Genomic DNA, 13,636 nt, shown 5'->3' on the forward strand with positions numbered 1-13,636 from the left:
TTCTTTTCCACCTTTAGCATAACAGACCAGACGGTCAACATTCAAATCATCCGGCCGGTAGACCGGATGATGCAGCCGTTATGTTTTCGGTTGATCGGCAGGCGTTTCAGATGATGAAGCGTGCTTTCTTTTCTCTTCTTCAATTAATACTCTGCGCAAAATCTTCCCGACGGCTGTTTTAGGCAGTGACTCTTTAAATTCATACACGCGCGGTACTTTAAATGAGGCAATTCTCGTCCTGACAAAGCGATCAAGTTCGTCCTCTGTTAAGTAGGCATTCTTTTTCGGTACAATAAATGCTTTCACTGTTTCTCCTCTGTACGGATCTGGAATACCTGCGACGACGACTTCTTGTACAAGCTCATGCTCATAAAGAGCTTCTTCGACTTCTCTTGGGTAAATATTATAGCCGCTCGCAATGATGACATCTTTTTTCCGGTCGACGATATAGAAAAAACCGTCCTCATCCATATACCCTATATCTCCGGTGAAAAACCAGCCATCTCGTAATACAGCCTCTGTCTCCTCTGGCTGATTCCAGTATCCTTTCATGATCTGAGGGCCTTTAACAATAATTTCTCCATGCTCATATGGTTCTTTCAGGCCTCCGGTTTCCTCGCAATAAATACCGGCATCTGTATTAGGCCAAGGACAGCCAATGCTGCCTGTTTTGTTCGCTCCCCATAAAAAGTTAGAATGAGTCACAGGTGAGGTTTCTGAAAGTCCATACCCCTCCACTAAGCGTCCTCCGGTTAATTTTTCAAAGCTTTGTTTGACTTCAAGAGGAAGTGCCGCTGAGCCGCTTAGACATGCAGTGATGGACGACAGGTCATACTTTTCAATGTTCGGATGATGCAGCAAGGCGATATACATGGTTGGTGCGCCTGGAAATAGCGTCGGCTTCTGTTTTTCAATGGTTTTGAGGGTATCAGCGACATCAAAGCGTGGAAGAAGAATCATTTGATGTCCTTCTTTGACAGCAAGATTTAAGACGGTCGTCATTCCGTAGACATGAAAAAACGGAATGATGCCGAGGATGCGTTCTTTCCCCCTGTTTGTTTTATACATCCAGGAAGCGCACATTTCAGTATTCGCTAAAATATTTTCATGTGTGAGCATGACCCCTTTTGGTAAACCGGTCGTTCCGCCTGTATATTGCAAAACAGCGATATCCTCTTTCGGATCAAAGGCAAGTGCGGGTATCTGCTGTTCACCTTCCGATTCTTTCATAATCTGCACGAAGTGATGAATGGTGTCATTTTTCTCGACTTGGATGACCATTTTATTTTTTCTTCTTTGCACAATAGGAAACAGTATGTTTTTCGGGAATGGTAAATAATCTTGTAGTTTGGTAACGATTAAGTGCTCCATACTTGTCAGCGCTTTCATTTTATAAGCCTTTGGATACAACAGATCAAGCGTGATCAGCACTTTGGCGCCGCTGTCTTCCATTTGGTATTCCAGTTCTTTCTCCGTATAAAGCGGGTTTGTTTGAACAACGATGCCGCCTGCTATTAAAACAGCATAATAAGAAATGACCGATTGAGGACAGTTCGGCAGCATGATCGCTACTCTGTCGCCTTTTTTCACGCCAATTTTCATCAGATGACTGGCTAGTTTCAATACGTCTTCTTGCAGCTGTTCATAGGTGATGTTCTTTCCTAGAAAATGAATGGCTGTATGCTCAGGTGCAGCCTCTACGGAGCTGAATAAGTAAGATTGTAATGTTTCGTTTGGGATGGTGAGTTCGTGGGGAATTTGATTCGGGTAATGCAGAAGCCAACGTTTATCTGACTGCATAAAAACCCTCCTTCCTGAACTTTCGTACTATTATATTATAGCAAACTTTTCCTTAGGGCAGTTTGCTTTTTTCTAATAGAGCTTGGTTCAATTGCACATGTTTACTTTTTCGCCGGTGTTTCGATAGAAGCTCTTTTTCCTTCATGATGCCACTGTTCATATAAACCGCCGATGGCACGAAATGATTCGTTCACTCTATCCACGATCTGTTGATGGATACTCGGATCATTCGGTAAATGCGTCTGGATGTTGTCGACTTGATGCTTTTTCATCATGTCGATGTAAACCGTGAGAAAAATGGTATCTTCTAAAATCCAGTAAATGACTTCATCTGCCACTTTTGTTCTTTTATGCAGCATTTGAATTCCTCGTTCATATTGAATGAGGATATAACCACTCGAATCGATTTGAATATAGGGACTCAAATCATCAAAAAATCCTGACGTTTGAAATGGACGTGCCATATACGGTTCGTATATGTCTCTTGGAAGGGATGTCATTTGAAGACAAGTATCAATGCGCTTGATCAGTTCGTCTTGTTGCAGAATGTGCTTCATGTCATTCGCCGCCTTTGATGAGATAAAAGCTGCCAAGGGATTCCCTGACAGCTTTCTAACGTTGTTTTTTTCATTTCACAGGAACAGATAAACGGCACCAATGACTGCAAAAGTGCAGGCAACTACGATTAATACTTTTGCTAGCTTTTCCATGTCGTCTCCTTAAATGCCGGCTGCGACTACGTAAGACAGCCCAACTGAAATGATGAGTGAAATAAACCCGACCGCTCTATTATCATTTTCAATCTCTTTGTCTACTTTAAAACGCGGTGTTAAAAATTCAAAAATGAAATAGCTGACAAGCAGCATCACAAAGCCGTATACCCCCCATCCAACCATTTGAAGAAGGGAATTGTGCTGTGCGATTGAATGCTGAAACACATTCGCAATCCCAAAGATCTTCCCGCCTGTTGCCATGGCAACAGCTAAGTTCCCCCGCTGGATCTCTTCCCAGTTCTTATAAGAAGTGACGAGTTCAAAAATGGTTAGAAATAAGACGAGACATAGGACGGCCACACTATAATAGGCGGCAATTTCCACAAGTTCATTTTCCCAAAAGGCTTTCATGCGTTTTCTCCTTTTTACTTTAATTCGACGATGGTGACGCCTGATCCTCCCTCACCTTGTTCGCCAAAACGAGCATTTTTCACACTTCGGTGCTGTTTCAATAATTCCTGAACCCCTTTTCTAAGGGCGCCAGTTCCTTTACCGTGAATAATAGACACGCGCGGATAACCAGCTAATACAGCATCATCTAAATATTTTTCGACTCTGCTTAAGGCATTTTCATAACGCTCGCCTCTTAAATCAAGTTCAAGCGAGACATGATAATCTTTTCCTTTGACTGCCGTAATGGCTTTTTCTTGCTTAAATTCAGGTGCTGATTTAATAAATTCCATGTCTTTTTCTTTTACCTTCATTTTTAGAATGCCCATTTGGACACTCCATTCTTTGTCGCCTGTTTGTTCAAGCAGTGTTCCTTTTTGTCCGAAGGTGAGCACTTTGACTTCGTCGCCTGACTTCAGCTGTCTTACTGCTTTTTTCGCTGGCTCTGGCTTCTTTTTCCTGTCAAACTCAGGAACAGCTTCTTCAAGACGCTTTCGCGCATCGATGAGTTCATGCTCTTTGAATGAGCGGTGTTCACTTTTTATCGAACGGAGCTCTTGAATAATATCTTCTGCTTCTTTTGATGCTTGTTCAATTTTCTCTTTCGCTTTCTGTTCAGCTTCTTCAAGCAGTTTGTCTTTTTGCTCATTCCATTCAAGAATTTGTCTTTGCAATTCTTTATGAAGCTTTTCTGCTTCTTTTCTATAGACTTCTGTCTCATGCAGTTCTTCTTCTGCTTGTTTCTTGCTATCTTCTAATGAAGCAATCATTTGGTCTACTTCATTATGCTCTGCATGCATATCCGCTTTTGCCCGGTCTATGAGGTGATCTGGCAAACCAAGACGCTTTGAAATTTCAAATGCGTTACTTCGACCAGGCACACCGATGAGCAGGCGGTACGTTGGTGATAAGGTTTCGATATCAAACTCCACGCTTGCATTCGTGACGCCTTCCCGGTTATACCCATATGCCTTCAGCTCGGGGTAATGAGTCGTTGCAATGACACGTGCATTTGTTTGATGCACTTCATCTAATATGCTCATCGCAAGTGCCGCACCTTCAGCTGGGTCTGTTCCTGCCCCTAATTCATCAAATAAAACGAGAGAGTTAGAAGTCAAATGCTTTAAGATATCGACAATATTGACCATATGAGATGAGAACGTACTCAAGCTTTGTTCGATGGATTGTTCGTCTCCAATATCAGCAAAAACTTGGTCGAACACAGCCACTTCAGAGCCTTCTTCAACTGGAATATGGAGGCCCGCCTGTGTCATCAGCGTCAATAGACCCAGCGTTTTTAAGGTAACGGTCTTTCCCCCTGTATTTGGTCCAGTGATCACGATTGTTGAAAAATCTTTACCGAGCTCAATATCATTTGCGACAACTTGATCCCGAGGCAATAGAGGATGTCTTGCTCGTTTTAAATAGATTTCTCCTTGATCATTCACAGCAGGTTTTGTGGCTTTTTCTGCCTTTGCATATTTAGCTTTAGCAAAAATAAAATCTAGCGTTTGCAGCTCCTTTACATTGTGAAGCAGTTCCCCAATGTGCTCTGACACACTCTCTGTCAGCATTTGCAGGATCTTTTCAACCTCTTGCTTCTCTTTTAAACGGGTTTGCTGCAAGGTGTTATTTACATCCACGACCACTTGCGGCTCAATAAAAAGGGTTGCCCCTGATGAAGACTGGTCATGAACAATGCCGCCGTAATTCGAGCGGTACTCTTGTTTCACTGGAATAACAAACCGGTCATTACGAATGGTGACAATTGTGTCTGACAGCATTTTCGAAGCCGATTGTGAACGAATCATCGCTTCTAATTTATCACGGACCTTTGATTCTAGTGAGCGTAATTGAATGCGCAATGAACGAAGTGCCGGGGTTGCATGATCAAGTACTTCTCCATTATCACCAATACAGCTTTCGATTTCTTTTCTGATTTCAGGCAGTAATATGAGCGTCTCAGCATATGTATGAAGACGCGGTATGTCTACTCCATCATCATACATGGACGTGAGAAAGTGCTTCATATTTTTCACCGCATATAATAGTCCTGCGATTTCCATCAGCTCAGAAGGGCTTAATGTACTTCCGATTTCTGCCCGTTTCACTGCGCGTCTAATATCTGTTAACCCGCCAAATGGCGCTGATCCCTTTAATCGGATCACATCTTGCGCTTCTGCTACCTCTTCCAGCAAATGCTGAATGGTTTCTATATCCGTCAGAGGTGTTAAATCCTGCGCTCTTTCTTTTCCTAATGTGGATGCGGTATAGGACATCACTTTTTCTTTTACTTTATGAAATTCTAATGATGCTAACACTTTTTGTTGCAGCATGGTCCAGCCTCCTAACGACTACCTGTCACGCGTTAAAAACTTTTTGATCTCGTTTAGAGTAAAAGTATTCACGACATTTGCTTTTGGTGTCCAGCCCTTTCTTGCAGCTGTTACACCGACTTCCATATGTTCCAGCATGGCGATGTTGTGCGCATCTGTATTGATCATGATGTTCACACCCGCTTCATTTGCTTTGATTAAATGCTCTGTTTTCAAATCAAGTCTTGACGGATTGCTGTTGAGTTCAAGTGCAGTGCCTGTTTTCTTCGCAAGTTCTATGAGCTGATCTATATTTAAGGCATAGCCATCCCGTCTGCCGATCAAACGGCCTGTTGGATGTGCAATTAAATCGACATGCTGATTACGCAAGGCATTTTCAAGGCGTTCCATAATGACTTCTTCCGGCTGAGAGAAGCTAGAATGAATAGACGCAATGACAAAATCCATGTCTTTTAAAAAGTCATCATCATAATCTAACGATCCATCCGGCAGGATATCCATTTCGACCCCTTTGAAAATGTGAAAATGCTCGAATTCCTGATTAAGCTTATCAATTTCTTTTGCTTGCAGACGCAAACGTTCTTTTGTTAAGCCGTTTGCTACTTTTAAATATTGCGAGTGGTCTGTAATCGCCATGTATTCATAGCCTTTTGCGATACATGCTTCCGCCATTTCACGAATAGAGAAGGCTCCGTCACTCCATGTCGAGTGCATATGAAGGTCGCCTTTGATATCTTTCAGTTCTACAAACTGCATACTTTCTTTATACGTATCAATCTCTGCTCCGGTTTCACGAATTTCTGGAGGAATGAGCGGAAGTTGAAAATGTGCATAAAAAGCGCTTTCGTCTTCAAACGTTTTTACATCTCCAGTTTCAATCGTTTCCACACCATATTCGCTAATGCGCTCTCCGCGTTCCTTTGCAAGCTGACGCATTCGAATATTGTGATCTTTTGAGCCAGTGAAATGGTGCAGCGTAGTTGCGAATTGGTCTTCTGTCACAAGCCGGAAGTCGACACTGATCTCAAAATCAAGGGCAAGCACAACAGATACCTTCGTATCACCGCTTGCGATCACATCTTTCACATCATCAAGTGCAACGAGCTGCTCTCTGACTTGCTCAGGATTGTCTGTTGCAATGATATAATCTAAATCTTTGACGGTTTCGCGAGCACGTCTTAAGCTGCCAGCTCTTGAAAAACGGATGATACCTTTCATCTCTTCAAGCGCATGATCAATCCGCTCTGCCACATCTAATGCAAATCCAATTGGCAGTCGTTCCGGCTGCTTTCCTGCTTCCTCAAGAGCTGCGAGAATCTTTTCTTCTGTTTTTTTGCCGAAGCCAGCAAGCGCTTGTACCTTTTCCGTTTCGCATGCTTCTTTTAGAGACTGTGCATCATGGACCCCAAGCTCTTGGTAAAGCTTAGCGATCTTCTTCCCGCCGAGTCCTGGCAATTTCAAAAGCGGGACAAGTCCTTCAGGCACTTCTTTTTTTAATTGTTCGAGTGTTTCTGATTGTCCTTTTTCGATATACTCAGTGATCACAGCAAAGGTTCCTTTTCCAATGCCGGGTAATGCTAATAGATCGTCTATTTGAGAAAGGCTGCGGTCATCTTGTTCCAGTGCCGCTGCTGCTTTACGAAAGGCAGAAATTTTAAAAGGATTATCTCCTTTTAGCTCCATATATACTGCAATTGTTTCAAGAAGTTTGATAATATCTTTTTTATTCATCTCTCATCCTCCAGCCGCTTTGGCATCTTCCTTTATAAATATACAAACTTTTCCTTCATCCTACAACTTTCTGTCATGGAATGAGAAAAAACTTCTCCAAGAAAGGAGAAGTTTTTAAACTCCATACGTCGTCCATAAGTCTTTGACAAGACCGGACAGATAAGGGGTGTTGCTTACGATCGCATCTGCTAATATGGATTTACTCAACATTGTTTGCAGTGCATCGACTGGAAGTAATGCAGCGACAAACAAAAGAATAAAAACAAATAGATAGGTTTCAAGAAATCCTAAAACACCGCCAAGCAGTTTATTGACCTGCTTAATCACAGGTATACTTGCAATGGTTGTGAGCAATCCGCCAATGATGGCGAGCAGGATTTTGGTCAAGATAAACAGAATGATAAACGCAATGGTATTATAATAAGCTGTTTCTAGATTCCCACTAAAGAAAGCGAGCTGCGCTTGACCGCCGCTAAAATTAGGTGCTGGAATCCACGTAAGCTGTGGTGCAAGTGACTGATAAAACATGGAAGCCACTAAGATAGAAACAACAAAGCTGATCAATTTAATAAATTGAAGAATAAACCCGCGTTTTAGACCGACAAGCGTTCCCATAAGAAGCAAAAACAAAATGATGATATCGATCACGGTAATTTCATTCCTTTTCTCTAAGCTGATTCTCTAGTTTTTCGTATTGCTCTTTTAATTTCAAGTAGTCGTGGACGACATTGACTGCTGTCAGTACAGCTAATTTGTTTATATCAAGGTATGGGTTTTTTTCATTTATTTCTCTCATTTTATCATCAACAATTGAAGCAACGTGTCGCATATGCATCTTCGTTTCTTGACCGATGATCGTAAAGGACTGTCCGTAAATCTCAACTGTTGTTTTTGTTGTTTTCGTTTTACCGCCGTCAGACAACGTTTCTCCTCCATTCCACGAGAATCCTAGTCTCTATCATAACATGTTTAGACATTGAATGGAAAGACGAGCCCTTCCCTGTTATGGTACACTTTAGAAATCAATGATATCAAGGTAAAAAGGAGTTATCCACTGTGCCACAATCCGTCTTAAAAGCAACATCAGAAGACCTTAAAAAGATGAAGAGCGCGTATGCGCACCACTTAACTGATACGTTACCACCAGGCGCCCTTTTTCAAGCAAAGGTTCCTGGCTGTACGATTACAGCCTATCGATCTGGAAAAGTGCTGTTTCAAGGTCAAAAGGCAGAAGCTGAAGCCAGTCAATTCAGCCATTTACAAACTGCTGATCCGAAAAGTCCAAAAGCACCTGCTGTCACAAAATATAGTCCGCCGTCAGGGATTGCTTCTATGTCCGTCATCGGTTCAGATGAAGTAGGAACAGGTGATTATTTTGGACCGATAACGGTCTGTGCCGCCTATGTTGATTCAAGCAAGCTTGCTCTCATGAAAGAGCTTGGCGTAAAAGACTCAAAAGGCCTAAAAGACCCGCAAATTATCAACATTGCCAAAGATCTCATCAAAACCATTCCGTTCAGCCTTCTTGTACTCCGAAATGAAAAGTATAATGCGATGCAGGAAAAGGGCATGAGCCAAGGAAAAATGAAGGCGCTCCTTCACAACCAAGTCATCACCTCTGTGCTGGAGAAATTAGATGGGAAACAGCCTGAAGCTATTTTAATTGACCAATTTGCAGAACCGGGTATTTATTTCAAGCATCTTGCTGGAAAAAAAATTATTCGGGAACGGACGTACTTTAGCACAAAAGCAGAAGGCATTCATTTGTCAGTTGCTGCGGCTTCCATTATTGCAAGGTACGCTTTTTTAATTGAAATGGATAAGTTATCTAAAGCAGCAGGGTTTGACATTCCAAAAGGAGCCGGCCCTCATGTAGACAAGGCGGCTGCAAAGCTCATCAAGCTGCACGGCGAAGAGGCTTTACGTCAATTTACAAAACTGCATTTTGCCAACACACAAAAAGCAAAAAAATGGTTATAAAAAAGAGCTAGGCCCATATGGCCTTAGCTCTTTTTTCTTTAACCGCGCAAGACGGCTTGATACGTATCTTCTAATGCTTTCAATACTTTCGTATGAACTGCGGTGACTTCTTCCTCTGTCAAAGTTTGTTCCGGATTTAAATATTGGAGAGAGAATGCAACAGATTTCTTGCCTTCTTCCATGTGTTCACCTTCATACACGTCAAAGACGGATAGATCAGTCAGTAAATCCCCGCCTGCCTCATAGATGACACGCTCCAGCTGTCCGCTTGAGATATGCTGATCTACAACAAGCGCAATATCTCTTGTCACAGCAGGGAATCTCGGAATCACTGTATATTTCATATCCTTCGATTCAGACGTCATCACATCTGTTAAATCAAACTCGAAGACATATGTTTCTTTTAAATCTAATTCCTTTTCAACGACTGGATGAAGTGCAGCAACAAACCCAATGACTTTTCCATTTAAATGAACATCTGCTGTCCGACCTGGGTGAAGACCTTCACGCTCTGCTTGAACATATGTGATTTGGTCTGATACACCAAGCTTTTCAAATAGACCTTCTGCAATTCCTTTCGCTACATAAAAATCGACAGCTTTTTTCTCGCCCTGCCAAAGATTTTTATGCCATAAACCTGTCAGCGCACCAGCGACATGTTCTTTTTCCACCGGTTTTGCCCCTTCAGCTTCTGCTAAGAACACAGAACCCGTTTCATAAAAACCAAAGGAATCAGCTTGTCTTGCCAAGTTATATGCAACTGAATCAAGTAAGTTTGGCAGAAGACTTTGTCTGAGCACACTTCGTTCCTCACTCATTGGCAGGGAAAGTCTTGTTTTATAAGCTGGATTCAATGCAAAGGCAGTAGACTTATGCTGATTTGTCAATGAATACGTGATCGCTTGAGAAAGACCTGCGCCTTCTAAGAAACGTCTCACCTTTCTGCGTTTCACTTGATATGGCGTGAGACCGCCAACTGTACCAGCTGTCGCAGGTAGTGTAGATGGAATATTATCGTAGCCGTATAATCTCGCAACTTCTTCAATGAGATCTTCTTCAATCGTGATATCCATTCTGCGAGAAGGAACCGTTACGACAAGAACGTCATTTGATTCGCCTACTGTAAAGCCCAGTTTGTTGAAAATTTGAATCATATCTTCTTTTGAAATGCTCATGCCAAGCACCTTGTTCACACGCTCAGTAGATACGTGGATGACATTCATATTTATTTCAAGGTGGTTTTCCTCCACAGTCCCGCTTAGCACTTCACCACCAGCATAGATGCTGATCAATTGCGCCGCTCTTTCGGCTGCAGATTTCGTACGCTGCGGATCAAGTCCTTTTTCAAATCGTGTGCTTGATTCACTGCGAAGCCCTAAGTCTCTAGATGCTTGACGGACTGTTTGACCGTTGAAATATGCCGCTTCTAAAAGAATTGTTGTCGTTTCATCACGCACCTCTGATTCAAGACCGCCCATGACGCCTGCGACAGCGTGCGCTTTCGTTCCGTTAGTGATCACAAGATGCTTTGATGAAAGTGTACGCTCTTGCTCATCAAGTGTTTGAATGCTTTCGCTATCAGTCGCTTTACGTACGACCACTTGCTTTGAACCAAAGCGGTCATAATCAAAGGCATGAAGCGGTTGACCGTATTCAAGCAGTACAAAGTTCGTAATATCGACGACGTTGTTAATTGGGCGAATGCCTGCATTCATCAATCTTGTTTGAATCCAATGCGGTGCTGGTCCAATCTTTACATTTTTAATGACCTTCGCTGCATAAAGTGGATTCGCTTCTTGATCTTCAATTTTCACCGAAATATAGTCTGCTGCTTTTTCTGAAGACGTGTCATGTGCTGTATCAGGAAGTTTGGTGTCTTTCCCTAAGATGGCTGCAACCTCATAGGCGACACCTAGCATATTCAGAGCATCCGCACGGTTTGGTGTTAAGCCAAGCTCAAGTACTGCATCGTCTAATTGAAGTGCCTGAAGGGCATCATCCCCGGGTTTGACGTCATTTGGGAAAACAAAAATACCTTCTGCATATTCCTTTGGTACGAGTTTGCTTTCGACACCTAATTCTTGCAGAGAACAAATCATGCCATGAGACTCTTCGCCGCGCAGCTTTGCTTTTTTAATTTTAAAGTTCCCAGGAAGGACTGCGCCAACCGTTGCGACAGCCACATATTGACCTTTATCCACATTCGGAGCCCCGCAAATAATTTGAACCGGTTCGTCTTCTCCGATATCCACGAGACATTTATTTAACTTGTCGGCATTCGGGTGCTGTTCTCGCTCCACGACGTGTCCAACGACAACTCCTTTAATGCCTTCGCCTTTATATTCAACGGCTTCCACTTCAATTCCGCTTCTTGTGATTTTCTCTGCTAATTCATCCGGCTGAATGCCTTCTAAATCGACATAGTCTTCTAACCATTTATATGAAACAAACATGTTGATTTCCTCCTCTTAGTCCTGCTTGAATTGCTTTGTGAATCTAATATCATTTGTGTAGAAATGGCGAATATCATCAATGCCGTATTTGAGCATTGCAATCCGTTCAACACCCATTCCAAAAGCAAAGCCTTGGTAAGTTTCTGGATCAAATCCGCTCATTTTCAAAACATTTGGATGAACCATCCCAGCTCCTAAAATTTCAATCCAGCCTGTTCCTTTACATACAGAACAGCCTTTTCCTCCGCATTTAAAGCAGGACACATCCACTTCAACAGATGGTTCTGTGAATGGGAAAAAGCTTGGACGCAGTCTAATTTCACGATCTTCACCAAACATTTTTCTTGCGACTGTCTCAAGCGTACCTTTTAGATCACTCATGCTAATATTGTGATCGACAACAAGCCCTTCAATCTGCATGAATTGATGTGAATGAGTCGCGTCATCGCTGTCTCGTCTATATACTTTCCCAGGGCAGATGATCTTCACAGGACCTTGTCCTTTATATTTTTCAAGTGTACGTGCTTGAACTGGTGACGTTTGTGTTCTGAGCAGTGTATCCTCGGTAATATAGAAGCTGTCCTGCATATCACGTGCCGGATGCTCCTTTGGAAGATTCAGCGCCTCAAAGTTATAATAATCCGTTTCTACCTCAGGACCTTCCTCAACGGTATAGCCCATGCCAATAAATAAATCTTCAATATCTTCGACAACAATCGTTAATGGATGTCTTGCCCCTATTTTGATTGGGCTTGCTGGCAATGTAACATCGATCGTTTGAGACGCAAGTTTCTTCTTCACTTCTTCTTTTTCCAGCTGCTCATTTTTTTCAGCAATGGCACCAGCAATCTGCTCTCTCACTTCGTTTGCGAGTGCGCCCATTTTTGGTCTTTCTTCTGCGGAGAGCTTGCCCATTCCGCGGAGTACTTCTGTGATCGGTCCTTTTTTCCCTAAATATTGAACACGAATGTCATTGACTTCTTTGAGCGAGCTAGCTGCTTCAACCTTCGCTATCGCTTCTAATTCAAGCTGTTTTAACGTTTCTTGCATGAGTGTAATCCTCCTTTTGATATACAAAACCGCCTGGATAAACGGCTGTTTGATCGTTTGAAGACAATAAAAAAACCCGTCCCCTCTAGAAAAGAAGGGACGAGTTGTGGTCGCGGTACCACCCTTGTTAAGCACAAATACATGTGCGAATAAGCTTCATTGACATAACGGAATCAAACGAATCCGGTTCACCTTTACGCAAAGCTTGCGGTCCCGGTGACAACTCCAGAGGTGAATTCCTGTTTCAGCATTCCTTAAATGCACTTTCAGTCTACGATGCATTCTCCCTATAAGGCTGCTCCTTGAAACAATCTTCCTCTATCATGGTTTTTAAAATATTAGTTTCATTATAGTGAAAATGAGCGCATGTTGCAATACTTAGCACGTAAGATTCCGGTTCTTAAAATGGGGGTTCGATTCCCTCCGAGGGCGTACCAAACTACTGAAACCATTGCGTTTTTACAAACGTGATGGTTTTTTATGCTCATTTTTAATAGGTACAGTTCATTCATAAATACCACGAAAAGCACCACGCATACCTCAAATCGTTCCTATAAATATTTTAGGAGTGATTCCCATCAAACGAAGAAAATCAATCTCCAGTTCACTTGCCAAACAGACCTTCCAATCTATCACTGATGATACACAGAATTCATCATACGAAAAAGCAGCAGAGGAATTTTTTAGGCATTGTAAGATTAAAGATTTTCTAATGAAGAGTTGGAGTATTTTAAGAAGTTAAAGGAGTATAATGACAGTTTTACAGAAGCAGATTCTAATAGCTTGAACCTGTTGGCGCAATTTCTGTTTATTTGGTCACGCTTAAAACAAGCACACAACGAATTCAGAATAGAAGACGAAGCTACTATAAGTCTTGAAAAGCGGATGATATCTATTGATAAACAAATAAACCAGCACATGGTAGTGCTATGTATACCATTGTCTCAGCGGTTACAGTTGGCTAATGACATGGCTAAAGTGATGATTGAAGAAAGAAAATTAGAGCAAATGAATAATCAGAACCAGCAACCTGTAAACCCACTATTGACTCTATTAGATGAGATCGAAGAAATGAATAAAGGAGGATGAAAGTTTTCAATATAGACTATTTATCTGATTAAGT

General features: G+C 42.1%; 11 protein-coding genes and 1 tRNA gene. 3 read left to right on the forward strand and 9 right to left on the reverse strand.

Annotated features, from left to right (window positions below; genetic code table 11):
- Positions 1-78 precede the first annotated feature (78 nt).
- The 7 genes from MHI16_RS13010 to zapA form a co-directional block, all read right to left on the reverse strand.
- Entirely contained in the window at positions 79-1,800 is a 1,722-nt protein-coding gene (locus tag MHI16_RS13010) for an AMP-binding protein (RefSeq protein ID WP_342497979.1), read from the reverse strand.
- 101 nt (positions 1,801-1,901) lie between these two features.
- Complete coding sequence (locus MHI16_RS13015; RefSeq protein WP_058015119.1) at positions 1,902-2,357, reverse strand: immunity 63 family protein; 456 nt, start codon at positions 2,355-2,357, stop codon at positions 1,902-1,904.
- Positions 2,358-2,519: 162 nt separating this feature from the next.
- On the reverse strand, positions 2,520-2,924 hold the full coding sequence (locus tag MHI16_RS13020; RefSeq protein ID WP_007501637.1) for a DUF350 domain-containing protein: 405 nt from the start codon (positions 2,922-2,924) through the stop codon (positions 2,520-2,522).
- 14 nt (positions 2,925-2,938) lie between these two features.
- Positions 2,939-5,296 (reverse strand): endonuclease MutS2, encoded by a 2,358-nt coding sequence (locus tag MHI16_RS13025; protein ID WP_169057199.1) that lies wholly within the window; start codon positions 5,294-5,296, stop codon positions 2,939-2,941.
- 21 nt (positions 5,297-5,317) lie between these two features.
- Entirely contained in the window at positions 5,318-7,030 is a 1,713-nt protein-coding gene (gene polX / locus MHI16_RS13030) for a DNA polymerase/3'-5' exonuclease PolX (protein ID WP_061409019.1), read from the reverse strand.
- Between the two features lie 114 nt (positions 7,031-7,144).
- Positions 7,145-7,678 carry a CvpA family protein gene (locus MHI16_RS13035; protein WP_003216761.1) on the reverse strand — a complete coding sequence of 178 codons (534 nt, stop codon included), beginning with the start codon at positions 7,676-7,678 and terminating at the stop codon, positions 7,145-7,147.
- 7 nt (positions 7,679-7,685) lie between these two features.
- Positions 7,686-7,952: a cell division protein ZapA gene (zapA, locus tag MHI16_RS13040; protein ID WP_058015117.1), complete on the reverse strand. Its 267-nt coding sequence runs from the start codon at positions 7,950-7,952 to the stop codon at positions 7,686-7,688.
- Between the two features lie 134 nt (positions 7,953-8,086).
- On the opposite strand from zapA, the gene rnhC reads away from it, so the two are divergent.
- Complete coding sequence (gene rnhC / locus MHI16_RS13045; RefSeq protein ID WP_081042328.1) at positions 8,087-9,010, forward strand: ribonuclease HIII; 924 nt, start codon at positions 8,087-8,089, stop codon at positions 9,008-9,010.
- 38 nt (positions 9,011-9,048) lie between these two features.
- On the opposite strand, the gene pheT is transcribed toward rnhC, so the two are convergent.
- On the reverse strand, positions 9,049-11,463 hold the full coding sequence (gene pheT, locus MHI16_RS13050; protein ID WP_058015116.1) for a phenylalanine--tRNA ligase subunit beta: 2,415 nt from the start codon (positions 11,461-11,463) through the stop codon (positions 9,049-9,051).
- 15 nt (positions 11,464-11,478) lie between these two features.
- Complete coding sequence (pheS, locus tag MHI16_RS13055; RefSeq protein ID WP_044139943.1) at positions 11,479-12,513, reverse strand: phenylalanine--tRNA ligase subunit alpha; 1,035 nt, start codon at positions 12,511-12,513, stop codon at positions 11,479-11,481.
- Positions 12,514-12,875: 362 nt separating this feature from the next.
- On the opposite strand from pheS, the gene MHI16_RS13060 reads away from it, so the two are divergent.
- Both MHI16_RS13060 and MHI16_RS13065 read left to right on the forward strand, forming a co-directional pair.
- Positions 12,876-12,950, forward strand: a tRNA-Arg gene (locus MHI16_RS13060).
- A 346-nt stretch (positions 12,951-13,296) separates the two neighbouring features.
- Entirely contained in the window at positions 13,297-13,602 is a 306-nt protein-coding gene (locus MHI16_RS13065) for a hypothetical protein (protein WP_152982322.1), read from the forward strand.
- Positions 13,603-13,636 lie beyond the last annotated feature (34 nt).

It is taken from the genome of Bacillus sp. FSL K6-0923, from assembly GCF_038630825.1.
GTDB classification, from domain to species: domain Bacteria; phylum Bacillota; class Bacilli; order Bacillales; family Bacillaceae; genus Bacillus; species Bacillus pumilus.

Coding starts and splice junctions, on each gene's coding strand:
- MHI16_RS13010 (WP_342497979.1), bottom strand. CDS start 1,800: ATGCAGTCAGATAAACGTTGGCTTCTGCATTACCCGAATCAAATTCCC.
- MHI16_RS13015 (WP_058015119.1), bottom strand. CDS start 2,357: ATGAAGCACATTCTGCAACAAGACGAACTGATCAAGCGCATTGATACT.
- MHI16_RS13020 (WP_007501637.1), bottom strand. CDS start 2,924: ATGAAAGCCTTTTGGGAAAATGAACTTGTGGAAATTGCCGCCTATTAT.
- polX (WP_061409019.1), bottom strand. CDS start 7,030: ATGAATAAAAAAGATATTATCAAACTTCTTGAAACAATTGCAGTATAT.
- pheT (WP_058015116.1), bottom strand. CDS start 11,463: ATGTTTGTTTCATATAAATGGTTAGAAGACTATGTCGATTTAGAAGGC.
- pheS (WP_044139943.1), bottom strand. CDS start 12,513: ATGCAAGAAACGTTAAAACAGCTTGAATTAGAAGCGATAGCGAAGGTT.